Source organism: Enterobacter sp. 725m/11 (assembly GCF_011683705.1).
Taxonomy (GTDB): Bacteria; Pseudomonadota; Gammaproteobacteria; order Enterobacterales; family Enterobacteriaceae; genus Enterobacter; species Enterobacter bugandensis.
The window spans coordinates 91,619-117,871 of record NZ_JAAQOK010000003.1; the positions used below are offsets into that span (position 1 = coordinate 91,619).

General features: G+C 55.7%; 23 protein-coding genes and 7 tRNA genes. 2 read left to right on the top strand and 28 right to left on the bottom strand.

What is annotated here, in order from left to right; translation table 11 throughout:
• Position 1 precedes the first annotated feature (1 nt).
• The 7 genes from mrdA to leuS all read right to left on the bottom strand — a co-directional run bounded on the left by mrdA (position 2) and on the right by leuS (position 7,844).
• Entirely contained in the window at positions 2 to 1,903 is a 1,902-nt protein-coding gene (mrdA, locus tag HBA26_RS02110) for a peptidoglycan DD-transpeptidase MrdA (RefSeq protein WP_028012338.1), read from the bottom strand.
• A gap of 28 nt (positions 1,904 to 1,931) precedes the next feature.
• Positions 1,932 to 2,399 carry a 23S rRNA (pseudouridine(1915)-N(3))-methyltransferase RlmH gene (gene rlmH, locus HBA26_RS02115; protein WP_003858701.1) on the bottom strand — a complete coding sequence of 156 codons (468 nt, stop codon included), beginning with the start codon at positions 2,397 to 2,399 and terminating at the stop codon, positions 1,932 to 1,934.
• A 3-nt stretch (positions 2,400 to 2,402) separates the two neighbouring features.
• Positions 2,403 to 2,720: a ribosome silencing factor gene (gene rsfS / locus HBA26_RS02120; RefSeq protein WP_003858696.1), complete on the bottom strand. Its 318-nt coding sequence runs from the start codon at positions 2,718 to 2,720 to the stop codon at positions 2,403 to 2,405.
• Between the two features lie 268 nt (positions 2,721 to 2,988).
• Positions 2,989 to 3,654: a nicotinate-nucleotide adenylyltransferase gene (gene nadD, locus HBA26_RS02125; protein ID WP_028012339.1), complete on the bottom strand. Its 666-nt coding sequence runs from the start codon at positions 3,652 to 3,654 to the stop codon at positions 2,989 to 2,991.
• Complete coding sequence (gene holA / locus HBA26_RS02130; RefSeq protein ID WP_126345157.1) at positions 3,647 to 4,678, bottom strand: DNA polymerase III subunit delta; 1,032 nt, start codon at positions 4,676 to 4,678, stop codon at positions 3,647 to 3,649. The genes nadD and holA overlap by 8 nt, the downstream gene beginning before the upstream one ends.
• The gene (gene lptE / locus HBA26_RS02135) at positions 4,678 to 5,247 is read right to left on the bottom strand and encodes an LPS assembly lipoprotein LptE (protein WP_041910796.1); all 570 of its coding nucleotides are present in this window, start codon (positions 5,245 to 5,247) and stop codon (positions 4,678 to 4,680) included. Before lptE ends, holA begins: the two co-directional genes overlap by 1 nt.
• Positions 5,248 to 5,261: 14 nt before the next feature.
• Positions 5,262 to 7,844: a leucine--tRNA ligase gene (gene leuS / locus HBA26_RS02140; protein ID WP_048338851.1), complete on the bottom strand. Its 2,583-nt coding sequence runs from the start codon at positions 7,842 to 7,844 to the stop codon at positions 5,262 to 5,264.
• A gap of 216 nt (positions 7,845 to 8,060) precedes the next feature.
• On the opposite strand from leuS, the gene HBA26_RS02145 reads away from it, so the two are divergent.
• Entirely contained in the window at positions 8,061 to 8,543 is a 483-nt protein-coding gene (locus HBA26_RS02145) for a zinc ribbon-containing protein (protein ID WP_028012343.1), read from the top strand.
• Between the two features lie 54 nt (positions 8,544 to 8,597).
• Here the strand turns inward: HBA26_RS02145 and rihA are convergent, their stop codons facing one another.
• From rihA to miaB, 10 genes are all read right to left on the bottom strand, one after another.
• Positions 8,598 to 9,539: a pyrimidine-specific ribonucleoside hydrolase RihA gene (gene rihA / locus HBA26_RS02150; RefSeq protein WP_126345039.1), complete on the bottom strand. Its 942-nt coding sequence runs from the start codon at positions 9,537 to 9,539 to the stop codon at positions 8,598 to 8,600.
• 120 nt (positions 9,540 to 9,659) lie between these two features.
• Positions 9,660 to 10,385 (bottom strand): amino acid ABC transporter ATP-binding protein, encoded by a 726-nt coding sequence (locus HBA26_RS02155; protein ID WP_014883001.1) that lies wholly within the window; start codon positions 10,383 to 10,385, stop codon positions 9,660 to 9,662.
• Positions 10,385 to 11,059, bottom strand: a complete 675-nt coding sequence (gene gltK / locus HBA26_RS02160) for a glutamate/aspartate ABC transporter permease GltK (RefSeq protein WP_028012346.1) — start codon at positions 11,057 to 11,059, stop codon at positions 10,385 to 10,387. The genes HBA26_RS02155 and gltK overlap by 1 nt, the downstream gene beginning before the upstream one ends.
• Entirely contained in the window at positions 11,059 to 11,799 is a 741-nt protein-coding gene (locus HBA26_RS02165; protein WP_028012347.1) for an amino acid ABC transporter permease, read from the bottom strand. The genes gltK and HBA26_RS02165 overlap by 1 nt, the downstream gene beginning before the upstream one ends.
• A gap of 156 nt (positions 11,800 to 11,955) precedes the next feature.
• Positions 11,956 to 12,861, bottom strand: a complete 906-nt coding sequence (locus HBA26_RS02170; RefSeq protein ID WP_014831086.1) for an amino acid ABC transporter substrate-binding protein — start codon at positions 12,859 to 12,861, stop codon at positions 11,956 to 11,958.
• A 355-nt stretch (positions 12,862 to 13,216) separates the two neighbouring features.
• The gene (gene lnt, locus HBA26_RS02175) at positions 13,217 to 14,755 is read right to left on the bottom strand and encodes an apolipoprotein N-acyltransferase (RefSeq protein ID WP_126345038.1); all 1,539 of its coding nucleotides are present in this window, start codon (positions 14,753 to 14,755) and stop codon (positions 13,217 to 13,219) included.
• A gap of 5 nt (positions 14,756 to 14,760) precedes the next feature.
• The gene (gene corC / locus HBA26_RS02180) at positions 14,761 to 15,639 is read right to left on the bottom strand and encodes a CNNM family magnesium/cobalt transport protein CorC (protein ID WP_021242574.1); all 879 of its coding nucleotides are present in this window, start codon (positions 15,637 to 15,639) and stop codon (positions 14,761 to 14,763) included.
• A gap of 84 nt (positions 15,640 to 15,723) precedes the next feature.
• Complete coding sequence (gene ybeY / locus HBA26_RS02185; protein WP_126345037.1) at positions 15,724 to 16,191, bottom strand: rRNA maturation RNase YbeY; 468 nt, start codon at positions 16,189 to 16,191, stop codon at positions 15,724 to 15,726.
• Positions 16,188 to 17,234, bottom strand: a complete 1,047-nt coding sequence (locus HBA26_RS02190; protein ID WP_028012349.1) for a PhoH family protein — start codon at positions 17,232 to 17,234, stop codon at positions 16,188 to 16,190. The genes ybeY and HBA26_RS02190 overlap by 4 nt, the downstream gene beginning before the upstream one ends.
• Positions 17,235 to 17,397: 163 nt before the next feature.
• Positions 17,398 to 18,822 carry a tRNA (N6-isopentenyl adenosine(37)-C2)-methylthiotransferase MiaB gene (gene miaB / locus HBA26_RS02195; RefSeq protein ID WP_028012350.1) on the bottom strand — a complete coding sequence of 475 codons (1,425 nt, stop codon included), beginning with the start codon at positions 18,820 to 18,822 and terminating at the stop codon, positions 17,398 to 17,400.
• Positions 18,823 to 18,957: 135 nt separating this feature from the next.
• Here miaB and ubiF point away from each other — a divergent pair, with 135 nt between their 5' ends.
• Positions 18,958 to 20,133 (top strand): 3-demethoxyubiquinol 3-hydroxylase, encoded by a 1,176-nt coding sequence (gene ubiF, locus HBA26_RS02200; protein ID WP_126345036.1) that lies wholly within the window; start codon positions 18,958 to 18,960, stop codon positions 20,131 to 20,133.
• A 108-nt stretch (positions 20,134 to 20,241) separates the two neighbouring features.
• Here the strand turns inward: ubiF and HBA26_RS02205 are convergent.
• The 11 genes from HBA26_RS02205 to nagA all read right to left on the bottom strand — a co-directional run bounded on the left by HBA26_RS02205 (position 20,242) and on the right by nagA (position 26,251).
• A tRNA-Gln gene (locus tag HBA26_RS02205) sits at positions 20,242 to 20,316 on the bottom strand.
• Between the two features lie 35 nt (positions 20,317 to 20,351).
• Positions 20,352 to 20,426, bottom strand: a tRNA-Gln gene (locus tag HBA26_RS02210).
• 39 nt (positions 20,427 to 20,465) lie between these two features.
• Positions 20,466 to 20,542 (bottom strand) — tRNA-Met (locus HBA26_RS02215).
• Positions 20,543 to 20,559: 17 nt separating this feature from the next.
• Positions 20,560 to 20,634, bottom strand: a tRNA-Gln gene (locus HBA26_RS02220).
• Positions 20,635 to 20,666: 32 nt separating this feature from the next.
• A tRNA-Gln gene (locus HBA26_RS02225) sits at positions 20,667 to 20,741 on the bottom strand.
• Positions 20,742 to 20,764: 23 nt separating this feature from the next.
• Positions 20,765 to 20,849: transfer RNA gene (locus tag HBA26_RS02230), tRNA-Leu, on the bottom strand.
• A gap of 7 nt (positions 20,850 to 20,856) precedes the next feature.
• Positions 20,857 to 20,933: transfer RNA gene (locus HBA26_RS02235), tRNA-Met, on the bottom strand.
• Positions 20,934 to 21,160: 227 nt separating this feature from the next.
• On the bottom strand, positions 21,161 to 22,825 hold the full coding sequence (gene asnB, locus HBA26_RS02240; protein WP_126345035.1) for an asparagine synthase B: 1,665 nt from the start codon (positions 22,823 to 22,825) through the stop codon (positions 21,161 to 21,163).
• 250 nt (positions 22,826 to 23,075) lie between these two features.
• Positions 23,076 to 23,828, bottom strand: a complete 753-nt coding sequence (nagD, locus tag HBA26_RS02245) for a ribonucleotide monophosphatase NagD (RefSeq protein WP_028012353.1) — start codon at positions 23,826 to 23,828, stop codon at positions 23,076 to 23,078.
• 45 nt (positions 23,829 to 23,873) lie between these two features.
• The gene (locus HBA26_RS02250) at positions 23,874 to 25,094 is read right to left on the bottom strand and encodes an N-acetylglucosamine repressor (protein WP_028012354.1); all 1,221 of its coding nucleotides are present in this window, start codon (positions 25,092 to 25,094) and stop codon (positions 23,874 to 23,876) included.
• A gap of 8 nt (positions 25,095 to 25,102) precedes the next feature.
• Positions 25,103 to 26,251: an N-acetylglucosamine-6-phosphate deacetylase gene (nagA, locus tag HBA26_RS02255; RefSeq protein ID WP_126345034.1), complete on the bottom strand. Its 1,149-nt coding sequence runs from the start codon at positions 26,249 to 26,251 to the stop codon at positions 25,103 to 25,105.
• Positions 26,252 to 26,253: the final 2 nt, after the last annotated feature.

Here is a 26,253-nt window from a genome sequence, read left to right on the forward strand (position 1 = left end):
ATTATTGGTCCTCCGCCGCAGCGGCGGCCGGATTTTCAGCCGGCAGTTCGGTGTTGTTATCACCCAGCATAATGTGGTCCAGGATCTGGCGCATGATGGTCCCTACTGCCGGGCCAGCGCCGCCGTTCTCCAGAATCATTGCCACCGCCACCTGCGGGTTATCATAAGGGGCAAACGCCGTCATCAGCTTATGGTCACGCAGACGTTCGGCAATGCGGTGTGCGTTATAGGTTTCATTGGCTTTCAGGCCAAAGACCTGCGCCGTACCGGATTTCGCGGCCACTTTATATGGCGTACCGGCGAAATACTTGTGCGCGGTTCCGTTTGGACGGTTTGCCACACCGTACATACCGTCTTTCGCTATTTCCCAGAAGCCGGAATGGATGTCGCCTACCGGCGCTTCATGGGGCTGCACCCACGGCACTTTTTTGCCATCTTCAACGGTGCTTTGCAGCAGATGCGGAACTTTCACCACGCCGTCGTTAATGAGGATCATCATCGCTTTGTTCATCTGAAGCGGGGTGGCCGTCCAGTAACCCTGGCCGATACCCACCGGTATGGTATCACCCTGATACCACGGCTTCTTAAAGCGCTTCAGCTTCCACTCACGGGTTGGCATGTTGCCGGAGCGCTCTTCAGCCAGATCCACGCCGGTGTAATGTCCGTAGCCGAATTTGCTCATCCACTCTGACAGGCGGTCAATGCCCATGTCATACGCCACCTGATAGAAGAAGGTATCCGCAGATTCTTCCAGAGATTTCGTAACGTTCAGATGGCCGTGGCCCCATTTCTTCCAGTCGCGATAGCGTTTTTCAGAGCCCGGTAGCTGCCACCAGCCCGGGTCAAACAGGCTGGTATTACGGTTGATGACGCCCGCGCTCAGCGCTGAGACCGCCACGTACGGTTTAACCGTTGATGCCGGTGGGTAAACGCCTTGCGTGGCGCGGTTCACCAGCGGGGTGTTAGGGTCATTCAGCAGGCCGGAGTAGTCTTTGCTGGAGATGCCGTCAACAAAGAGGTTCGGGTCATAGCTTGGCATGGAAACCATCGCCAGAATGCCGCCGGTGCGTGGGTCGGTGACCACCACGGCGGCGCGGCTGCCCGCCAGCAGGGTTTCAATATACTGCTGCAGTTTGAGATCGAGCGTCAGATAGACGTCGTGCCCCGCCTGAGGCGGCACTTCCTTAAGCTGGCGAATGACGCGACCACGGTTGTTGACCTCAACTTCTTCATAGCCGGTCTGCCCGTGCAGGACATCTTCGTAGTAGCGTTCAATCCCCAGCTTGCCGATATCGTGCGTCGCGGCGTAGTTCGCCAGCTTGCCGTCTTTATCGAGGCGCTCGACGTCTTTATCGTTAATCTTGGAAACGTAGCCAATCACATGCGTCAGCGCGGATCCGTAAGGATAGTAGCGACGCTTGTAACCCTTCACTTCCACACCGGGGAAGCGGTACTGGTTCACCGCAAAACGGGCGACCTGGACTTCCGTCAGATTGGTTTTAACCGGAATGGAGGTGAAACGGTGAGAGCGGGCGCGCTCTTTTTTGAAGGCCGCGATATCATCATCGTTAAGATCGACAACGCTCCTTAGCGCTTCCAGCGTATTCTGCACGTTATCGACCTTCTCCGGCATCATCTCGACTTGATAGATGGTGCGGTTTAATGCCAGAGGGGTGCCGTTACGGTCGTAGATAATGCCGCGGCTGGGGGCGATAGGCACCAGCTTAATGCGGTTTTCGTTAGAACGCGTCTGGTAATCGGTAAAGCGGACAATTTGCAGATTATAAAGGTTGGCGATCAGCACGCCGGTAAGCAGCAAAATCCCCGTAAAGGCGACCAGCGCCCGGCGCACAAACAGCGCGGACTCAGCCGTATAGTCGCGAAAAGAATTCTGTAGTTTCATCCGCTGCTTAATCTACCCTGGTCAGTCATTACTCGCGGTGATAGGGGTGGTTGGTAGTAATGCTCCACGCGCGATACAAGCTTTCCGCCACCAGGACCCGCACGAGCGGGTGGGGCAGCGTCAGCGCAGAGAGAGACCAACTTTGTTCTGCTGCCGCTTTGCAGGCGGGGGATAACCCTTCAGGTCCGCCAATCAACAGACTGACGTCGCGGCCATCCTGCTTCCAGCGCTCCAGTTCATGCGCCAGCTGCGGCGTATCCCAGGGTTTACCTGGAATATCAAGGGTGACGATGCGGTTCTTGCCTGCGGCAGCAAGCATCAGTTCACCCTCTTTGTCGAGAATACGTTTGATATCCGCGTTCTTACCGCGCTTACCGGCGGGGATCTCCACCAGTTCGAACGGCATGTCTTTGGGAAAACGACGCAGATATTCAGTAAAACCGGTTTGTACCCAGTCCGGCATTTTGGTGCCGACGGCGACCAGCTGCAACTTCACGCATTAACCCCAGAGTTTTTCCAGCTCATACAGGCGACGGCTCTCTTCCTGCATGACGTGGACAATCACATCGCCGAGGTCAACAACCACCCAGTCAGCGGTCGCTTCACCTTCAACGCCAAGCGGTAAGAGTCCTGCTGCGCGCGATTCCTGAACCACATGGTCGGCAATCGAAACAACATGACGCGTAGAGGTACCGGTGCAGATAATCATGCAGTCGGTAATACTGGATTTACCCTTAACGTCGATAGCGATGATGTCCTGACCTTTCAGGTCATCAATTTTGTCGATAACAAAATCCTGGAGTGCTTTACCCTGCAAGTTTTCCCCCTGGGTGAATGAGATTGTACAACTATGAATTCGTGGCCAGACAGTATACCTGAACTGACGCCCCTGTCGGGACAAATGTCACCGTCCGGGCTTTTGAAGGCGGGTATCATCCCACCCTCCGCCTGAGATTGCATCGCCATTTTTGTAAAACAATTTCTGTAAAGCAACGATTGGCGGGAAAGTCTGGCAGCGGAGGATAACAGTATGGCTTAACCTGTCAAGGCAGGATAATCAATATGCTGCTTTTTATGCCCTCCGGCTATTTATCTGCGGTTTTCTGATACAACCCGTGCGTATGAATATACGCCAGCACCGGGGCAGGCAGCAGATCGTCACAGGCTAAACCCTGCTGTAAACGTTCGCGAATAACGGTCGCAGAGATGTCGAACCACGGCGTCTCCGCCAGATAAATCTTCCCGGCGGGCTGGTTGTGAAGATCTTCAACGTTATCGGTGAGATGGTCTTCAAGCCACTGCTGATATTGCGCTTCGCGCATGGTCAGCGGGTAGCCCGGACGGCGGCAGACGAGCAGGTGGCTGTTCCCCAGAATGGTTTCATACTTGTGCCACGTGGGGAAGTTGAGCAGGGAGTCCTGACCGATGATAAAGGCGAGCGGCTGGTCAGGCCCTTGCTCGGCCCGCCACTCCTGCAGCGTTTGCGACGTCCATGAGGGGGTGTCGCGACGCAATTCCCGTTCATCCAGCCTGAAGAGCGGCTTATCCGCGATAGCCAGAGCGAGCATCTCTTTGCGCTGCTCGCTGGTTGCTTCAGGCTGGGGGCGGTGCGGCGGAACATTATTGGGCATGATGGTAACGCGCTGCAGGCCGATCAGATTTGCCAGAATTTCTACCGGCTTCAGATGCCCGTAGTGTACCGGGTCAAAGGTGCCGCCATACAGGGCCTGTAAAGAGTGCATACTATCCATCAATAAATACGTCAGCCAGCGCCTTGTGGCAAAGCAGCAGGGAAAGGCTTTCCAGCTCCGCCCACACCGACTGGCCGTAATCTTGTTTTAGGGTGAGCTCGGCGCGCATCAGAAGCTGCACCGCCTGGCGCAGCTGTTCATGGCTCAGGCGGTTGATGGCTTCGGTGGTCATTGCCCGCCGGTTTTGCCACACCCGGTGTTTATCAAACAGGGAGCGTAACGGCGTATGGGCCGACTGGCGCTTGAGCGTTATCAGCAGCAACAGTTCGCGCTGCAGCGTGCGCAGCAGGATGACGGGTTCACTGCCCTCCAGGCGCAGCTGCTGGAGAATATGCAGGGCGCGTTTGCTTTTCGCCGACAACAGAGCATCCACCCAGTGGAACGGCGTGAAGTGTGCGGCATCGTTAACGGCCTGCTCAACGCGCGGTAAGGTCAGCTTGCCGTCCGGCCAGAGCAGGGAGAGCCTGTCCAGCGCCTGTGCCAGGGCCAGCAGGTTGCCTTCATAGCAGTAGCAGAGCAGTTGGTTCGCCGCATCGTCCAGTTGAAGGTTGTGCTGCTTCGCTCTCGCGGCGACCCATTTAGGCAGGTGCGCCTGCTCAGGCGTCTGGCAGGTGACCAGCACCGCGTGGGTCGCGAGCTGGGTGAACCATGCCGCGTTTTCCTGCGCTTTGGTGAGCTTGCTGCCGCGCACAATTAACAGCAGATCGCTGTGTAACAGGCTGACCAGGGTGGCGAGTTGCTCATTGATGGCCGCGTTAGGGCCGTTCTCCGGCAGCAGGATCTGGATTGTCTGGCGCGACGCAAAAAGGCTCATCGCCTGACAGAGTGAGAAGAGGGCGTTCCAGTCGGTGGCGTTATCCACCTGAAAGGTATGGTGTTCATCAAAGCCCTGAGCCGCGGCCGCATGCCGCACGGCATCCAGGCTTTCCTGAAGTAGTAACGGGTCGTTTCCGAGCAGCAGATACGCCGCGCGCAGCCCTTCATTGAGCTGCGCGCGGAGTTGTTCAGGATACAGCCTGATCATCATTTACCCAGAGAGGTAGAAACAGGAGGCGTACTGGCATCCGGTTTTTCAATAATGTCAGAGCCTTCTCGGTTAGACGCTGCAATACCCGGCAGTTTGCGGATCAGCTGTTCCGCCGCCTTGTCGTACATTTCGTTGATGATAATCTGCTGTTCGGCATCTTTTGCCAGCGCGGTTTGCGGGTTATCAAAGAACGAACGATACACTTTTGCGCTGATCGGATAGATGTCTTTACCCGGGATCAGTACAGCCGCGTTGACCGACAGCACCATCTGATATTCAGCCGTGCGGCCGTCCTGGAAGATGGACGCCGTATCCTGGCCCAGCGTCATTCCCAGTACGCGCAGAGACGGTACATCCTGGCGCAGCGTACCTTTCTCAACAAGCTCAACGCCGTTCAGGCGCAGCTGATTACGAATGGCCCGGCTGAGCGGTCCGTTTGGATCCCCGGAATCAAAGATCATTGTTTTCATCTCAGCAGGCACCGCCGTGGTATTGCGCAGGTGCCAGCCACAGCCAGCGGTGACAAGCACCGCCAGAGATAAGAGTATTGTTGCCAGTTGTCGCACGTTTCCTCCCGCGCTTAGCCAACGACCAGATTGAGCAGTTTACCCGGTACGTAGATCGCTTTACGTAAGGTAACGCCCTCAAGATATTTCGCAACCAGAGGTTCCTGGCCCGCGCGCTCGCGAACCTGATCTTCAGTTGCATCGACCGCCACGGTAATTTTACCACGGACTTTGCCGTTGACCTGGACCACCACCAGCGTGGTGTTTTCCACCATCGCTGCTTCGTCAGCCACCGGCCACGGCGCGTTGTCGATATCGCCTTCGCCTTTCAGCTCCTGCCACAGGGTAAAGCTGACGTGTGGCGTGAACGGGTTAAGCATGCGAACCACGGCCAGCAGCGCTTCACGCATGATGGCACGATCCTGCTCGCCGTCCTGCGGGGCTTTCGCCAGCTTGTTCATCAGTTCCATAATAGCCGCAATTGCGGTATTGAAGGTCTGACGACGACCAATATCATCGGTCACTTTCGCGATCGTTTTATGAACATCACGACGCAGTGCCTGCTGATCTTCGCTCAGCGCAGCGGCGTTCAGTGCCGGAGCATCACCCTGTGCGGTATGTTCGTACACCAGCTTCCAGACGCGTTTCAGGAAGCGGTTCGCGCCTTCTACGCCGGATTCCTGCCACTCAAGGGTCATATCAGCCGGAGAAGCAAACATCATGAACAGGCGTACGGTGTCCGCGCCGTAACGCTCAACCATCACCTGCGGGTCGATACCGTTGTTTTTAGACTTGGACATCTTGCTCATGCCGGTATAAACCAGTTCATGGCCTTCAGCGTCTGTCGCCTTCACGATACGGCCTTTCTCGTCGCGCTCAACGATCGCATCAACCGGAGAAACCCAGTTACGCTCTCCGTTCGCGCCAACATAGTAGAAGGCGTCTGCCAGCACCATACCCTGGCACAGCAGCTGTTTAGCGGGCTCGTCAGAGTTCACCATGCCGGCATCGCGCATCAGCTTATGGAAAAAGCGGAAGTAGAGCAGGTGCATGATGGCGTGTTCGATACCACCAATATAGATATCTACCGGCAGCCAGTAGTTGGCGGCGTCAGAATCCAGCATGCCTTCTTTGTACTGCGGGCAGGTGTAGCGCGCGTAGTACCAGGAGGACTCCATAAAGGTATCGAAGGTGTCGGTTTCACGCAGCGCAGGCTGGCCGTTGACGGTGGTTTTGGCCCACTCAGGATCGGCTTTGATCGGGCTGGTGATGCCGTCCATGACCACGTCTTCCGGCAGGATCACAGGCAGTTGATCTTCAGGCGTTGGCATGACGGTGCCGTCTTCCAGGGTCACCATTGGAATTGGCGCACCCCAGTAACGCTGACGGGACACGCCCCAGTCGCGCAGACGGAAGTTCACTTTACGCTCGCCCACGCCCAGTGAGGCCAGCTTATCGGCGATGGCGTTGAAGCCCTCTTCGAAGCTGAGGCCGCTGAACTCACCGGAGTTGAACAGGGTGCCTTTTTCGGTCAACGCCTGCTCGGACAGGTCAGGTTCAGAACCATCGGCGGCCAGAATAACGGCTTTAATCGGCAGGTTGTATTTGGTGGCAAACTCGTAGTCACGCTGATCATGACCCGGAACGGCCATGACTGCACCTGTACCGTACTCCATCAGAACGAAGTTTGCTGCCCAGACCGGGATCGCTTCGCCCGTCAGCGGGTGCTTAGCATAGAAGCCCGTCGCAACGCCTTTTTTCTCCATCGTCGCCATGTCGGCTTCGGCCACTTTCGTGTTGCGGCATTCGTCGATGAAGGTCGCCAGTTCCGGGTTGTTCTCTGCCGCTTTCTGCGCCAGCGGGTGACCTGCGGCCACGGCCAGATAGGTCGCACCCATGAAGGTGTCCGGACGGGTGGTGTAGACGGTCAGGGTCTGGTCGTAGTTCTCAACGTTGAAGGTAATTTCCACGCCTTCAGAACGGCCGATCCAGTTGCGCTGCATGGTCTTAACGGTGTCAGGCCAGTGATCCAGTGTATCCAGATCGTTCAGCAGTTCGTCAGCGTAAGCGGTGATTTTGATAAACCACTGCGGGATCTCTTTACGCTCAACTTTGGTGTCGCAGCGCCAGCAGCAGCCGTCGATAACCTGCTCGTTCGCCAGAACGGTCTGGTCATTCGGGCACCAGTTAACGGCAGAGGTCTTCTTGTACACCAGGCCTTTTTTGTACAGCTCGGTGAAGAACTTCTGCTCCCAGCGGTAGTATTCCGGGGTACAGGTCGCCAGCTCGCGGCTCCAGTCATAGCCGAAGCCCAGCATTTTGAGCTGGTTTTTCATGTACGCGATGTTGTCGTACGTCCACGGTGCCGGAGCGGTATTGTTTTTTACCGCTGCGCCTTCTGCAGGCAGGCCGAACGCATCCCAGCCGATTGGCTGCAGAACGTTTTTGCCCAGCATGCGCTGGTAACGGGCGATCACATCACCGATGGTGTAGTTACGCACGTGGCCCATGTGTAGTCGACCAGAAGGATAGGGAAGCATCGACAGGCAGTAATACTTCTCTTTGCTCTCGTCTTCGGTTACTTCAAAGGTGCGCTTCTCGTCCCAGTGTTGCTGGACTTTTGATTCTATCTCTTCCGGGCGGTATTGCTCTTGCATGGCAGCCAGTGGTCCTGTGTTCAATACAGCTACAAAAATGTAGCCAATGGATGTGGTAATTCAGATCCGCATAGCATAGCCCAAACGCCCGCGTCAAAACAGCCTTTCGCGCAATTGCACTTTGCAGGAATTTACCGGGTCTGTGCTTCACCTGACAAAGCGGCGGCGAAATAAGGTCTATTATTAGAAATAGTTACTTACCCGGGAGGCAAAATGATGAACAAGGTTGCTCAATTTTACCGCGAACTGGTGGCGACACTGACGGAACGCCTGCGTAACGGCGAGCGCGATATTGACGCGCTGGTCGAACAGGCGCGTGAACGGGTGACGCAAACGGGTGAGTTAACGCGAACCGAAGTGGAAGAGGTGACGCGCGCCGTACGCCGCGATCTGGAAGAGTTCGCGCGCAGCTACGAAGAGAGCCAGGATGAGATCGCCGACAGCGTCTTTATGCGGGTGATCAAAGAGAGCCTGTGGCAGGAGCTGGCGGATATTACCGATAAAACCCAGCTGGAGTGGCGCGAGGTGTTCCAGGATTTAAATCATCACGGCGTGTACCAGAGCGGTGAAGTGGTGGGGCTGGGGAATCTGGTGTGCGAGAAGTGCCATCACCATATTGCGGTATATACGCCGGATGTGTTGCCGCTGTGCCCGAAGTGCGGGCACGATCAGTTCCAGCGTCGCCCGTTTGAGCCATAAGTAAAAGCGCAGTTTTGTTCCCTCTCCCCATGGGAGAGGGCCAGGGTGAGGGCGTCAGGCCGCACAATAGTAAGCAAGTCTTTCCGCCAACAAATCCACAAACGCCTCCCGGTCGATATCCACCATCAGCGTCGTATTCGGTTTATTTCCCGTCAGCGAATAGTAATCCACCACCGTCATCCCCTGGGTATATTTCCCCTGCGTCTCCACGCCAACCCATCTGTCCACCGTGGTAAACATTTCAGGCTTCAGCAGCCAGGCGATGGTGCACGGGTCATGCAGCGGCGCGCCGTGAAAGCCCCATTTCTCGGCTTTGTGGTACTCCATAAAGAAGTCGAGCAGCTCGGCTACGGTTGTCGCAACCGGGTTGCCCACGGCGCGGAAGCGCTCAATATCGTCTGCCATAATCTGTGCCCGATGCGTCACGTCCAGCCCCGCCATCACAATCGGCAGGCCCGACTGGAAGACGATCTCCGCAGCTTCCGGATCAACAAAGATGTTGAATTCGGCCGCAGGCGTCCAGTTCCCTAGCCCCATTGATCCGCCCATGATGACGATACGGGCGATGTTGCTGTGCAGTTCAGGATGGCTGTTCAGCAGGAGCGCAACGTTAGTCTGGGGGCCGGTCGCCACCAGGGTGACGGGTTCTGCACTTTCACGCAGCACCTTCGCCATCAGCTCCACGGCGGTGCAGTTTTGCGGTGCAAAGCCCGGCTCCGGCAGCGCCGGGCCATCCAGCCCGCTTTCACCGTGAACGTTGTCGGCAATGATCAGCTCGCGCATCAGCGGCTTAACGGCGCCGCCTGCGACAGGAATATCGGTGCGTTTCAGCAGCGACAGCATTCGTAAAACGTTGCGCAGGGTTTTGTCCGGCGTCTGATTTCCGGCGGACGAGGTGACCGCTTTCACGTCCAGTTCAGGGGAGGCAAGCGCGAGGACGAGCGCGATCGCGTCATCATGACCCGGATCGCAGTCGAGAATTATAGGGTGTGCCATAGCGTTCTCCATTCTTAGCATTATTTTGTGACAAGGTTAACGCTGCGATGTGACGCCGAATAGAAAAAGAGATCTAAAGCGTGAAGCAGTGCGCAATCCGCAGATTGCGCACCGAGAAGATTAGTGCAGGATTTTCGCGAGGAAATCTTTGGCGCGTTCGGATTTCGGGTTGGCGAAGAACTCTTCTTTCGGTGAGTCTTCGACAATTTTCCCTTCGTCCATGAAGATCACGCGGTTGGCCACTTTACGGGCGAAGCCCATTTCGTGCGTCACCACCATCATGGTCATCCCTTCGTGCGCCAGCTCGACCATCACGTCCAGCACTTCGTTGATCATTTCAGGATCGAGCGCTGACGTGGGCTCATCGAACAGCATCGCCACCGGATCCATGCACAGTGCGCGCGCAATCGCCACACGCTGCTGCTGGCCGCCGGAAAGCTGTGCCGGGAACTTATCGGCATGTGCAGAAAGCCCCACGCGCTCCAGAAGCTTGAGCCCCTTTTCGCGCGACGCTTTTTTATCACGCTTGAGCACTTTGACCTGAGCCAGCGTCAGGTTCTCAATAATGGACAGATGAGGGAACAGCTCAAAATGCTGGAACACCATGCCGACGTGAGAGCGAAGCTGGGCCAGGTTGGTTTTCTTGTCGTTCACTTTCGTGCCGTTAACAACAATTTCGCCCTGTTGCACAGGCTCCAGACCATTAACCGTTTTGATCAGCGTAGACTTACCGGAACCGGACGGCCCGCACACCACCACCACATCGCCTTTTTTGACTTCGGTGGAGCAGTCGGTCAGCACCTGAAAGTGCCCATACCATTTAGAAACATTTTTCAGGGAAATCATTATACCGTCCTTTTCTTCAGCCAGCTGACCAACAGCGACGCGCTTAAACTAATCACAAAATAGACCGCACCCGCGAAGAGCACCATCTCGACCTGCGTACCATCACGTTCACCTATGGTCGACGCGGTACGGAAGAAGTCCGCCAGACTCAGAACGTAAACCAGAGAGGTATCCTGGAACAGCACGATACCCTGGGTCAGCAGGAGCGGAACCATGGCGCGAAACGCCTGAGGCAGAATGATGAGCTGCATGGACTGCCAGTGCGTCATTCCCAGCGCCAGCGCGGCGCTGGACTGCCCACGGGAGATACTCTGGATACCCGCACGGATAATCTCTGAATAGTAAGCGGCCTCAAACATCGAGAACGCCACCATCGCAGAGATCAGGCGGATGTCGGTTTTCGGCGACAGTCCCAGCACATTCTGTAAGAAGCCTGGAACAATCAGGTAAAACCACAGCAGCACCATCACCAGCGGGATGGAGCGGAAGACGTTAACGTAGGCAGTCGCAAACCAGGCGAGCGGCTTAAAGCTCGACAGGCGCATGACGGCCAGCAGGGTACCCCAGACGATACCCACGACGATAGCGATCGCGGTGATCTTTAGGGTAATCACCAGGCCATCGAGCAGGTAAGGCATGGATGGAACAATAGAACTCCAGTCAAATTCGTACATTATTTGCCTCCCAGATTGCCCGGCAGGCGTACTTTGCGTTCAACCAGGTTCATCACCAGCATGATGAAAGCGTTAATCAGAACATACGCGAGCGTGATCGCGGTGAAGGATTCCCACGCGTGAGCGGAGTAATCCAGCAGCTTGCCCGCCTGTGCAGCCATATCCACCAGACCGATAGTTGAGGCGATGGCCGAGTTTTTCACCAGGTTCATCATCTCAGAGGTCATCGGTGGAACGATAACGCGGTAGGCGTTAGGCAGCAGCACGTAGCGGTAGGTTTGTGGCAGGGTCAGGCCCATCGCCAGGCCCGCATTTTTTTGTCCGCGTGGCAATGACTGAATGGCGGCACGCACCTGCTCGCAAACGCGCGCAGCGGTAAACAGCCCCAGACACATCATGGAGGAGACAAAGAACTGCACGTTCGGATCCAGCTCCGACTTGAACCACATGCCAATATTTTCCGGCAGCAGTTCCGGGATGACCAGATACCAGGTAAAGAACTGCACGATGAGCGGAACGTTACGGAACAGTTCCACATACAGTGTGCCAATTGTTGAAAGAAAACGGTTAGGGACGGTGCGCAGAATACCGAACAGCGAACCGACAAGAAACGCGATGATCCACGCCGTTATCGATAATGCCACGGTAACCTGAAAGCCGCTCCACAGCCAGCCAAGATAGGTGGTGTTGCCGAACGGGGCTTGTTGCAGGAAGATGCCCCAGTTCCAGTCTATTGACATAATAAACTCCAGAAAAAAGAGGGTAGCAGCGCTACCCTCGAAGATTGGTGAGAAGCTCTTTTTTCGCGCTGAGTGGGGAACGACCACTCAGCGTATATGTCTGTCCATGCTTCCCGACAATCGAGAGGGCAGGAGATCCCGCCCCTGTTGTTCTAATTAGTTAAGAGCCTTGTCATTTGGAGATTTGAACAGCGCTTTCATGTCGTCAGACAGTTCAAAGTTCATATTGAGATTTTTTGGTGGAATCGGGTTCTTAAACCACTTGTCGAACCATTTTTCCGCTTCGCCGGAGGTCTGCACCTGGGCGATAGTGTCATCGATCAGCTTTTTGAACTGCGGATCGTCTTTACGCAGCATGCAGCCGTAGGCTTCTTTGGACTGCGCGGTACCGACGATATCCCAGTTGTCTGGTTTCTTCGCCTTCGCACGTTCGCCCGCCAGCAGGGCGTCATCCATCATAAACGCGACGGCACGACCGCTTTCCAGCGTACGGAAGGAGTCGCCATGGTCTTTCGCGCTGATGATGCGCATATCCATTTTCTTCTCGTCGTTCAGCTTGTGCAGCAGGACTTCAGAAGTGGTACCGGAGGTCACAACGACCGCTTTGCCTTTCAGGTCCGCAAAATCTTTGATTGCTCCGCCCTTCTTGGTCAGCAGACGGGTGCCCACGACAAAGATGGTGTCAGAGAAGGCCGCCTGTTTTTGACGCTCGAGGTTGTTGGTGGTGGAACCACACTCGAAGTCAAAGGTGCCGTTTTGCAGCAGCGGAATACGGTTCTGTGAAGTGATTGGGATCAGCTTCACCTGCAGGTCAGGTTTGTTCAGCTTTTTCTTCACAGCTTCAACGATAGCGTTGGAGTAATCCTGTGAATAGCCCACGACTTTTTGCGTGTTGTCGTAGTAAGAGAACGGGACGGAAGATTCACGGTGGCCGACCACGATGACGCCGTTTTTGGCAATCTTGTCGAGAGTGCTGCCTGCTGCCGGAGCGTCTTCAGCGTGAACCACGCCTGCGGACATTCCCATAACCAGCATTGCTGTGGCCAGTTTACGTAATTGCATACCCAACTCCTTTCTTATCAGCGCCAGTGACGCATAGATACCCATTGTGATGTTGTTATATCTCGCGCAATGCGAGTGCAGTGTTATGCAAGCTTGTTAACATTTAGTCTGGCTTAATGTAAAGATTTTGCTGCGTTATTGTTTATTTTTGCGAAGCGCGCCGCACCATTCAGAGGCAATAATCTCCCGTTGCACCGTTTCGGTGCTAGCGACGATCTACACTGGTGCGACAAGGTTGCACGTTAAGCCAGACAGCGTTTACGTGAATAAATAAAGCAACAGGCGTGCCAGAATTGAAGATTGGGAGGAAATTGCCGGGTAAGGCGCAGCCGCCACCCGGCATCAGAAGGCAAGATTATTTATGACGCTGACGCAGGCTCATCAGCACGGCGCCAAAGCCGAACAGCGCGGTCAGGATCCACAGCGGCCAGTTGCCGGTGCGGGCGTACGGCGTCAGGCCCGTGGTTGGCGTGACTTTGGTTGTCAGCACTTCACGGGTGAACTGCGGGATCATGGCCTGGATTTCGCCCTGCGGGTCAATCACGGCGGTGATGCCGTTATTGGTGCTACGCAGCAGCGGACGCGCCAGCTCCAGAGAACGCATGCGCGCCATCTGGAAGTGCTGCCACGGGCCGATTGATTTACCGAACCACGCATCGTTGGAGATGGTCAGCAGATAGTCGGTGTCCGGGCGGAAGTTATCGCGCACCTGCTCGCCGAGGATGATTTCGTAGCAGATGGCGGCCGTCAGGGCCAGACCGTGCGCGTGAAGCTGGGGCTGAACGTACGGACCGCGGCTGAAGGAGGACATCGGCAGGTCAAAGAACGGTGCCAGCGGACGCAAAATAGACTCCAGCGGCACAAATTCACCGAACGGCACGAGGTGGTTCTTGTTGTACCGGTCGGTGGAGTGGTAGCTGTATTCGCTGTCTTTGCCGAGTGTAATAATGGTGTTGTAGGTGTCGTAGCGGTTCTGCTGATTCAGGCGCGCATCAACAATGCCGGTAATCAGGGTGCTGCCGCGCGCCACCAGCAGATCGTTCATCATGTTGAGGAACGGCTGCTGGTTAATTTCCAGATCGGGAATAGCGGATTCTGGCCAGATAATCAGCTGCGATTTGCCCATCACCTCTTCGGTGGCGTTGGCGTAGATCTTCAGCGTGTTCAGCAACTCTTTTTCGTCCCACTTCATGGACTGCGGGATATTCCCCTGCACCATGGAAACCTGCATGGCGCGCTCGGGCTCGGGCGTGAACCACTGGATATAGCGCAGCGGGAAGGGCAGGGCGAACAGCACCAGCGCCACAGCCAGCGGCTTCCAGCCGCGCGTGACCAGCGCCAGTACCAGCAGGCCGCTTACCACCATCAGCAGGAAGTTAATGGCTTCAACGCCCATTACCGGTGCCAGACCTTTCAGCGGGCCGTCAATCTGGCTGTAGCCGAACTGCAGCCACGGGAAGCCGGTCAGCACCCAGCCGCGGAGGAACTCGGTAATCTGCCAGACCACCGGCGCGGCAATGGCGACACGCAGCCAGGTGGTTTTAGGCCACAGGCGAGAGAGAATTCCGGCGAACAGACCGGTATAGAGCGAGAGATAGGCGGCGAGCAGGACGACCAGGAAGACGTTAACCGGCCCCGGCATCCCGCCAAACTGTGCGATGCTGACGTAGACCCAGTTAATGCCGGAGCCAAATAGCCCCAGCCCCCAGAAGTAGCCGATCGCAGCGGCCTGTACCGGACGACGATTCAGGGTTAACCCCTGAAGCCCCATCAGGGAGAGAATGGCCGCGGGCCAGATATCGTAAGGAGAAAAAGCCAGCGTACCGCTGGCTCCGAGTAACAGCGCCAGCAGCAAACGGACGCGCTGGCGTTCAAGCAATGGGGCAAATGCCATTTACATTAATCTTCCAGTTTTGGCACCGGTGAATCGTCCGGCGTTCTGACGTGAACCTGTATAATACGTCGGCTGTCGGCCATTGCCACTTTGAACTGGTAACCGTCGATGTCAACGGTCTCACCGCGCGCCGGAAGATGGCCAAAGGCCTGCATCACCAGCCCGCCAATGGTATCGACCTCTTCATCGCTGAAGTGGGTACCGAAGGCGTCGTTGAAATCTTCAATCGAGGCCAGCGCGCGCACGGTCCAGGTGTGGCGACTAAGCTGACGGAAGTCGATATCTTCTTCTTCGTCGTACTCGTCTTCGATTTCGCCCACGATCAGCTCAAGAATATCTTCGATCGTGACAAGACCTGAGACACCGCCGAATTCATCAATAACAATCGCCATGTGGTAACGCTGAGAGCGAAACTCTTTCAGCATTCGATCCACACGTTTACTTTCCGGCACGACCACGGCCTGGCGTAACACTTTTTCCATGCTGAAGGCTTCGGCATCGCTGCGCATAAACGGCAGCAGATCTTTGGCCATCAAAATCCCTTCGATGTGATCTTTATCTTCGCTGATGACCGGGAAACGCGAGTGGGCGGATTCGATGATCACATCGAGGCACTCGTCCAGCGTCTGGTTACGTTTCAGGGTGATCATCTGCGAGCGAGGGATCATGATGTCGCGGACGCGCTGGTCGGCAATGTCCATGACCCCTTCGAGCATTTCGCGCGTATCTTCGTCGATAAGGTCGTTCTGCCCGGAATCACGAATCAGCTCCAGCAGTTCATCACGGTTTTTCGGCTCGCCGTGGAAAAGCTGGTTCAGAATGAGGGAGAAAAATCCCTTTTTACTGGTTGTCGTGTCGCTACTGTGTGAATTGTCGTCGCTCATGGCGTTTGTTAAGGGTTCTCTTGTTAGTTCAATGTTAACCGCCGCGCTATGTCCCTGCGCGGCGGCATGGTAGTCAGTAACTGACTATTCTTTCTCGGCAATGTACGGATCCTCATAGCCCAGAGCAAGCATTATCTCTGTCTCAAGGGACTCCATCTCTTCCGCTTCGTCATCTTCAATGTGGTCGTAGCCCAGCAGGTGCAGGCTGCCGTGTACCACCATATGCGCCCAGTGGGCTTCCAGCAGTTTCTGCTGCTCTTTGGCTTCCTGCTCAACCACCTGACGGCAGATGATCAGATCGCCCAGCAGCGGCATCTCAATACCCGGCGGCGCTTCGAACGGGAAAGAGAGCACGTTGGTTGGCTTATCTTTCCCGCGGTAGGTCAGGTTAAGCTCATGGCTTTCCGCTTCATCCACCAGGCGAATCGTGACTTCTGATTCTTCCTGAAACTGGGGGATTACCGCATCCAGCCATTTCTGAAACTGTGCCTCTTCTGGCATGCCGGAATTGTCTTCACATGCCAGCTGTAAATCGAGGATCACCTGACTCATTTCTGTTCTTGCTCCTGCGCTTCGCGCTTACGTTCCGCGGCCTGTTCGGCCCTGCGTTTTTGATCCGCCTCTTCCCAGGCTTCATAGGCGTTAACGATGCGCGCGACCACCGGGTGGCGAACGACGTCTTCACTGTGGAAGAAGTTAAAGCTAATTTCGTCTACCTCTGACAGCACCTCAATGGCGTGGCGCAGGCCTGATTTAGTGCTGCGCGGCAGGTCGATCTGGGTGACGTCACCGGTGATCACCGCTTTCGAGTTGAAGCCGATACGCGTCAGGAACATTTTCATCTGTTCGATGGTGGTGTTCTGGCTTTCATCGAGAATGATGAACGCGTCGTTGAGCGTGCGGCCGCGCATGTAGGCGAGCGGGGCCACTTCGATCACGTTACGTTCGATCAGCTTCTCCACTTTCTCGAAGCCGAGCATCTCGAACAGCGCGTCGTACAGCGGGCGCAGGTAAGGGTCGACCTTCTGGCTCAGATCGCCGGGCAGGAAGCCGAGTTTTTCACCCGCTTCAACGGCGGGGCGGGTCAGCAGGATACGACGGATCTCCTGACGCTCCAGCGCATCCACCGCAGCGGCAACCGCCAGATAGGTTTTACCTGTACCCGCCGGACCCACGCCGAAGGTGATGTCATGGTCAAGAATATTGGCGATGTACTGCGCCTGGTTCGGCGTACGCGGCTTGATGACGCCACGCTTGGTCTTGATATTGATCGCCTTGCCGTAGTCCGGCACGCTTTCCGCGCTCTGCTCAAGCACGCGCGCCTCTTTAATGGCGAGGTGGATCTGTTCCGGCTCGATATCCTGAATTTCGCCGCGCATCGGTGCGGTATCGACATACAGGCTGCGCAGAATATCTGCTGCCGCGTTGACGCAGATAGGGCGTCCGGTGAGTTTGAAATGGTTATCGCGACGATTGATTTCGATACCCAGACGTCGCTCCAGTTGTTTGATGTTGTCATCAAACGGCCCGCACAGGCTCAGCAGGCGAGCGTTGTCTGCGGGCTCAAGGCTAATTTCACGCGTATCTATGTTCAAACTGTTCCTCTTTAAATGGTTAACTGACCCGCTGCCACACGGCGCAATAGAACGGTCATTACCGAAATTATTCACGCCACAGAATAAAGGCGCAAGCGTTGCGGTAGATATTGGGGGTGATGAGAGGAAATACAAGGCCTGCCGAAGAGGCAGGCCTGAAGGATCAAGGCTGGTAAATCCCAACGCCAGAATCGTTTTCTTTGCGGGTACGAGAAATAACGGATTCCGGTGACTCGGCAATACGCAGGCCCATTTCGTCCTCGGTGCGTACCACCTTCGCGCGCAGCGAGTTGGTCAGCACTTCGACAATTTCGACGTCCACAAATTTACCGATCATGTCCGGGGTGCCTTCGAAGTTCACCACGCGGTTGTTCTCGGTACGACCAGAGAGCTCCATAATGCTCTTACGGGAGGTGCCTTCCACCAGAATGCGCTGGACGGTGCCGAGCATGCGGCGGCTCCAGGCGTTGGCCTGCTGGTTGATGCGTTCCTGAAGAATATACAGACGCTGCTTTTTCTCTTCTTCCGGCACGTCATCAACCATGTCGGCCGCAGGCGTGCCAGGACGCGCTGAGAAGATGAAGCTGTAGCTGACGTCGAAATTCACTTCACCGATGAGTTTCATGGTGCGCTCGAAGTCATCAGCGGTTTCGCCTGGGAAGCCGACGATAAAGTCAGAGCTAATCTGGATATCCGGGCGCGCTTCGCGCAGCTTGCGGATGGTGGATTTGTACTCCAGCACCGTATGCGGACGGCCCATCAGGTTCAGCACGCGGTCAGAGCCGCACTGAATCGGCAGGTGCAGGAAGCTCACCAGCTCTGGCGTATCGCGATAGACGTCAATGATGTCGTCGGTAAACTCCATCGGATGGCTGGTGGTAAAGCGAATACGGTCGATGCCGTCAATCGCGGCCACCAGGCGCAGCAGTTCGGCAAAGCTGCCGGTGGTGCCGTCGTAGTTCTCGCCGCGCCAGGCGTTAACGTTCTGGCCCAGCAGGTTCACTTCGCGAACGCCCTGCGCGGCAAGCTGGGCAATTTCAAACAGAATGTCGTCCGCCGGGCGACTGACCTCTTCACCGCGGGTGTAAGGCACCACGCAGTAGGTACAGTATTTGTTGCAGCCTTCCATGATCGAGACGAAGGCGGTCGGGCCATCGGCGCGCGGCTCTGGCAGACGGTCAAATTTCTCGATCTCCGGGAAGCTGACGTCAACGACCGGGCTACGGTTACCGCGAACCTGATTGATCATCTCCGGCAGGCGGTGCAGGGTCTGAGGACCAAAGACGATATCCACATACGGGGCTCTCTGGCGGATCAGCTTACCTTCCTGCGACGCGACGCAGCCACCGACGCCAATGATCAGGTCCGGATTTTTCCGTTTAAGAAGCTTCCAGCGGCCTAACACATGAAAGACTTTTTCCTGTGCTTTTTCACGAATTGAACAGGTGTTCAGCAGCAGCACATCGGCTTCTTTCGCATTTTCAGTCAGCTGGTATCCGTGGGTGGTATCCAGCAGATCGGCCATCTTGGATGAATCGTATTCGTTCATCTGACAGCCCCAGGTTTTTATATGGAGTTTTTTAGTCATCGACTTGCTCAGCTCAGGATTGCAAGCCGCGTATTGTAATGCTTTGGTGGGGTTGTGACCAGTATGAAGGTTGTGTGTCTCAGGACCGCAAAAATCCGGTAAACTTAAGGGATTCTCCAATAAGGAAAATTGACCATGACACTCCAACACACCGAAGTTGCCGTTGTCGGCGGCGGTATGGTCGGCGGCGCGCTGGCGCTGGGGCTGGCGCAGCAGGGATTTGATGTAACCGTTATTGAACAGGCGGCTCCCCCGGCATTCGATCCCGCCAGCAAACCGGACGTGCGCATTTCCGCCATCAGCGCGGCGTCCGTCGATCTGCTGCGCGGCCTGGGCGTCTGGGAGGCGGTGCAGGCGATGCGCGCACACCCTTACAGCCGTCTTGAAACCTGGGAGTGGGAAAATGCCCACGTGTCGTTTGACGCCGCCGAGCTGAAGCTGCCGCGCCTGGGCTATATGGTGGAAAACAACGTGCTCCAGCTGGCGCTCTGGCAGGCGCTGGAGGCACATCCGAAGGTGACGCTGCGTATGCCTGCGTCACTTAAGGCACTGCATCCTCATGAAAGCGGCTATTTGCTGACGCTCGACAGCGGCGATGAACTGGCCGTGAAGCTGGTCGTCGGGGCCGATGGCGCTAACTCGCAGGTCAGGGAGATAGCGGGTATTGGGGTTCATGCCTGGCAATATCAGCAATCCTGCATGTTAATCACCGTTCAGTGTGAGAATGCGCCGGGCGAAAGCACCTGGCAGCACTTTACGCCGAACGGCCCGCATGCATTCTTGCCGCTGTTTGATAACTGGGCTTCGCTGGTGTGGTACGACAAACCGGCGCGCATTCGCCAGCTGCAGGGGCTGTCGATGGAGCAGCTGCAGCGCGAGATCCTGCTTCACTTCCCGAGCCGCCTTGGCAACGTGACGCCAGTCACCGCAGGTGCATTCCCGCTCACGCGCCGTCATGCTTTACAGTATGCCCGAGAAGGGCTGGCGCTGGTGGGTGATGCGGCACACACCATCCACCCGCTGGCGGGGCAGGGAGTCAATCTTGGATACCGTGACGTCGATGCGTTACTGGACGTGCTGGGCAACGCACGCGCTCACGCGGAAGCCTGGGCCAGCCATCAGGTACTGAAGCGCTACCAGACGCGCCGTATGGCGGATAACTTCATCATGCAGTCAGGGATGGATCTGTTTTATGCCGGTTTCAGCAATGACCTGGCCCCGGTGCGCATTCTGCGTAACATTGGCTTAATGGCGGCAGAGCGTGCCGGTGGGCTGAAGCGTCAGGCGCTGAAATACGCCCTCGGACTCTAATCTTAATTCCCTCTCCCTGTGGGAGAGGGGTAGGGTGAGGGCATCAGGCCGCACTATTCTGAACAATAAAAACAAAAAAGCCCGCAGAGCGGGCTTGTTTGTTTTAAGTGGCTGGGGTGCAGGGATTCGAACCCCGGAATGCTGGTATCAGAAACCAGAGCCTTACCGCTTGGCGACACCCCAATTGCGTTAAACAGACTGCTTAACGACTTTTAAATTGGCTGGGGTACGAGGATTCGAACCTCGGAATGCCGGAATCAGAATCCGGTGCCTTACCGCTTGGCGATACCCCAACAATTTTTTATTACCGAAACAAATCGATAATCTTAATTTGGTGGCTACGACGGGATTCGAACCTGTGACCCCATCATTATGAGTGATGTGCTCTAACCAACTGAGCTACGTAGCCAGTACTGCAGTCTTCGATGGCTGGGGTACCTGGATTCGAACCAGGGAATGCCGGTATCAAAAACCGGTGCCTTACCGCTTGGCGATACCCCAATACCGCGGAGAACCGCAAAATCGAAGAAATATGGCTGGGGTACCTGGATTCGAACCAGGGAATGCCGGTATCAAAAACCGGTGCCTTACCGCTTGGCGATACCCCATCCGTGCAACGCTTACCCGGGAATGGTGCGGGAGGCGAGACTTGAACTCGCACACCTTGCGGCGCCAGAACCTAAATCTGGTGCGTCTACCAATTTCGCCACTCCCGCAAAAAGATGGTGGCTACGACGGGATTCGAACCTGTGACCCCATCATTATGAGTGATGTGCTCTAACCAACTGAGCTACGTAGCCATCTTTTTTTCGCGTTACCTTATCGGCGTTGCGGGGCGCATTATGCGTATAGACCCTTGCAGCGTCAACACCTTTTTCAACGAAAATAGCCGGAATGTGACTGTTTGGTTAGGTTGCGAACAGCGTGACCGAATATTCGGCAATTATTGGTTATTAATCGGTTTTTGGTGGTGAAATGTGAGGCAAAAAAAACAGGCCCCTGAGGGGCCTGTTTGAAATCGTTGTGATTATTTGTAGGCGGACTGGTGAACGCCTACCGCACGCCCCGATGGATCGTTCATCGCCTTGAAAGATTCATCCCATTCAATGGCTTTTGCGGATGAACAGGCTACTGACGGACCGCCAGGAACACACTCGGCAGCGCTCGGCACCGGGAACAGCTCTTCAAAGATCTCACGGTAGAGGTACGCTTCTTTCGAGCCCGGCGTGTTGTACGGGAAGCGGAAGCTTGCGGTTTCCAGCTGTTGGTCAGAAACCTGCTTCGCTGCCACCTCTTTCAGGGTGTCGATCCAGCTGTAGCCAACGCCATCAGAGAACTGCTCTTTCTGACGCCATGCCACGCTCGCCGGCAGGTAAGATTCAAAACATTCACGCAGGATATGTTTTTCCATTTTGCCGTTGCCGCACATTTTATCCTGCGGGTTGATGCGCATCGCCACGTCGAGGAATTTCTTATCCAGGAACGGCACGCGCGCTTCCACGCCCCAGGCCGACATCGCTTTGTTGGCACGGGCACAGTCGAACATATGCAGCGCCTGCAGCTTACGCACGGTCTCTTCATGCAGCTCTTTGGCGTTTGGCGCTTTATGGAAGTACAGGTAGCCGCCAAACACTTCGTCAGAACCTTCGCCGGAGAGCACCATCTTGATGCCCATCGCCTTGATCTTACGCGACATCAGGTACATCGGCGTGGAGGCGCGAATGGTGGTCACGTCATAGGTTTCAATGTGATAGATCACATCGCGGATCGCATCCAGGCCTTCCTGCACGGTGAAGTGAATTTCATGGTGCACGGTGCCGAGGTGGTTTGCCACTTCCTGCGCGGCTTTCAGATCCGGTGCCCCTTCCAGGCCCACGGCAAAGGAGTGCAGCTGCGGCCACCAGGCCTCGGAGCGCTCCTGATCTTCCACGCGACGAGCCGCGAACTTCTTGGTGATCGCGGAGATCACGGAGGAGTCCAGACCGCCGGAGAGCAGTACGCCGTAAGGCACGTCTGACATCAGGTGGCTTTTCACGGAATCTTCCAGCGCCTGACGCAGCTCGGCTTTATCCGTCACGTTGTCTTTCACCGCGTCATAATCGAACCAGTCGCGCTGGTAGTACGAACGGATTTCACCGTCTTTACTCCACAGATAGCTGCCCGCCGGGAACTCTTTGATGGTGCGGCAGACCGGCACCAGGGCTTTCATCTCTGAGGCAACGTAGAAGTTGCCGTGTTCGTCGTGGCCCATGTACAGCGGGATAATGCCGATATGGTCACGGCCAATCAGGTAAGCGTCTTTTTCGCTGTCGTACAGGGCAAAGGCAAACATACCCTGCAGGTCGTCCAGGAACTCGGGGCCTTTCTCCTGATACAGCGCCAGGATCACTTCACAGTCAGAGCCGGTCTGGAACGCGTAGCGGTCGCCGTACTCGGCGCGCAGCGCCTGATGGTTGTAGATCTCACCGTTGACAGCCAGCGCGTGCGTTTTTTTCTCGTTATACAGCGGCTGTGCACCGGCGTTGACGTCAACAATAGACAGACGTTCGTGAGCCAGAATCGCTTTGTCGCTGGCGTAAACGCCTGACCAGTCCGGGCCGCGATGGCGCATCAGGCGGGACAATTCGAGTGCTTTTTTACGCAGTTCGCCCGCGTCAGTTTTAATATCCAGTACGCCAAAAATTGAACACATAACCTTCTCCGTTAACCCTGTTGCATTGTGATGTTGCTTGCTTATGAAAATGCCGCAAAAGGGGGGAGGGGCGCAAGGGTTTTACGGGCCAAAACGGAAATAGTGCAATAGTGATTGCGGAATAGTGAAAAAAGAGTACGTCACGCATCCTTTTATTGATGATTATGCAATGAAAATGGTTTTTTGTTAGATGGTGTTTTGTTTATATAAGCTGAAAATGAAAAACCACGCCCTGGGACGTGGTTCAGAATCAAATAACGTCGATTTCGTCGACAGAGGGGTAAATCCAGCTAGGTCGGAAGGGCATCGTATCGATGTCATCAAGCTGCGAGACGCCAGAAAGTACCAGGATGGTTTCAAGCCCTGCCTGGAAGCCAGCCAGAATATCGGTGCGCAGGTTGTCGCCAACAATGACGGTTTCTTCTGAGTGTGCCTGCATCGTATTCAGCGCGGCGCGGATGATCCACGGGCTCGGTTTGCCGACAACAAAAGGCTTACGGCCCGAGATTTTTTCAATACCGGCGCACAGCGCGCCGCAGGCCGGATAGAAACCACGGCCGTGCGTATCCGGGTTGGTGGCGATAAAGCGTGCACCGTTGGCGACAAAGTAGGCTGCTTTATGCATCATCTCCCAGTTAAAGGAGCGCGTTTCACCCACGATCACAAAGTCCGGGTTCACATCGGTAATGGTAAAGCCTGCTTTATACAGCTCGTGGATCAGCGCGCCTTCACCGACCACGTAGGCTTTTTTTCCTTCCTGACGCTTCAGGAAATCCGCCGTTGCCATTGCGGAGGTATAAAACACGCTGTCCGGCACGTCGACGCCTGCGGTGGCAAAGCGGTTCGCCAGATCCTGACCGGTTTGGGAAGGGTAGTTCGTGAGTAGAACCAGTGGCATTCCTTTGTCGATGATGCGGTGAAGAAACTCCGCAGCACCCGGCACGGCAACGTTGTCGTGCATCAGCACGCCGTCGATATCACAAATTACATTCTTAATGGTCATGGACATTCCGACATCAAAAAAAGAAGGCGTTACTATAAGGTCCGATCAGGATTCCAGCAAATGCTGGAGCAGGATCCCGTTGAGCATGGCGCGCTTGACCAGCGCAAACGCGCCAATCGCCGAGCGATGGTCAAGCTTCGAACGAACCACCGGGAGGTTCTGTCGGAATGCTTTCAGCGCCTGGGTGTTGATACAGCCTTCGATGGCGGGCAGCAGCACCTTTTCCGCTTCAACAATCTCTCCGGCGATCACCACTTTCTGCGGGTTAAACAGGTTAATGGCGATGGCGATGGTTTTCCCCAGATGGCGACCTACCTGCTCGATCACCTCACAGGCCAGCGCGTCGCCTTTATTGGCGGCTTTGCAGATGGTGCCTATCTTGCAATCGTCCAGCGTGACGCGGCTTTGATAACCCTGCTCAAGCAGGTGGCGAACGCGCTGCTCGATGGCCGTGTTGGCGGCGATGGTTTCAAGGCAGCCGAAGTTGCCGCAGTGGCAGCGTTCGCCGAGCGGTTCAACCTGGATGTGGCCGATCTCGCCAACGTTACCGTTACGACCAATAAAAATACGGCCATTGGAGATAATGCCTGCGCCCGTACCGCGGTGTACGCGCACCAGAATAGAGTCTTCACAGTCCTGACTCGCACCAAAGTAGTGCTCAGCCAGCGCTAAAGAACGAATATCATGGCCGACAAAGCAGGTCACCTTAAAGCGTTTTTCCAGCGCGTCGACCAGCGCCCAGTTCTCAACCTGAATATGCGGCATGTATCGGATCACACCGCTTTCCGGGTCGACCAGGCCCGGCAGAATGACGGAGATGGCGATCAGTTCGCGGATCTTGCGCTGACAGCTTTCAATAAAGTGCGCGATAGTATTCAGCAGCGCGTGTTCCAGCGTCTCCTGGGTGCGCTCGGGCAGTGGGTAGTGCTCTTCCGCAATGGCTTTGCTGCTCAAATCGTACAGCGTGAGCGTGGTGTCATGACGACCAAGCCGGACGCCAATGGCCTGAAAGTTACGGGTTTCGGTAATGATGGAGATGGCGCGGCGGCCCCCGGTGGAGGCCTGCTGATCGACTTCTTTGATCAAACCGCGCTCAATGAGCTGGCGGGTAATTTTTGTCACGCTGGCGGGAGCAAGCTGGCTTTGTTCGGCTATCTGGATCCGCGAGATTGGACCATGTTGGTCAATCAGGCGATAAACCGCCGCACTGTTAAGTTGTTTAACGAGATCGACATTACCGATTTGAGCTTGTCCGCCTGGTGTCATACTTTTACTTACTCAGTGACGACCTCGTTACCATTAACGATGGTCTTAATAATTTTATAATCGTGTGTGAATGCCGTCAGGTTTGCAACCATACCTGGTGCAATTCCGCCGAGCTGTTTATCCACGCCGATGGCGCGAGCCGGATAAAGGGTGGCCATACGCAGGACTTCATCAAGCGCAATCCCACAATGCTCCACCAGATTACGCACCCCTTCAATCATGGTCAAAGAGGAGCCACTCAGCGTACCGTTTTCATCCACACACAGTCCATTGCGGTAGTATATTGTTTTACCAGCAAAAATGAACTGCTCAATATTTGCACCTGCTGGCGCAGTGGCATCGGTGACCAGGCAGAGCTTGTCACCTTTCAGCCGTTTGGCGTTGCGAATGTTGGTGTAATCAACGTGCATGCCATCAGCGATAATGCCGCAGTAGACGTCTGGTTCGTCGAGAATCGCCCCGACCAGACCCGGTTCACGGCCGGTAATATACGGCATGGCGTTGTAAAGGTGGGTCGCAAAGGTAATGCCGGCACGGAAGCCTGCTTTGGCTTCTTTCAGCGTGGCGTTTGAGTGGCCTGCTGAAACCACAATCCCGGCGGCAGCCAGTTTGCTGATGACCTCAGTACCGGTCATTTCAGGCGCCAGCGTCACTTTAGCGATCACATCAGCATTGGCACACATGTAGTCGACCAGTTGAGCATCCGGCTTGCGCACGTAATCCGGGTTATGCGTGCCTTTTTTCACTATGTTCAGCCATGGCCCTTCCAGATGCAGACCCAGCGCCTGGTTCGGGTGTTTGGCGAGGTATTCGCGCATCACGCGGATACTCTGTTTCATCAGGTCATCACTGCTGGTGATGAGCGTCGGCAGATAGCTGGTGCAGCCTGATTTCTCGTTAGCTTTCTGCATGATTTCCAGCGTTTCAACCGTCACCGCCTCGGCGGTGTCATTGAACTGCACACCGCCGCAGCCGTTAAGCTGCACGTCGATGAAACCGGGGGAGATTACTGCTCCATTGAGTGAGCGCTGTTCTATCTCCGGCGGCAGTTCCGCCAGCGGGCAAACACGTTCAATCAGGCCATTGGCGATAACAATCGCATGGTCATCCAGAATTTCATGGCCGGTATAAATCCGACCGTGGGTTAAAGCGTACATAT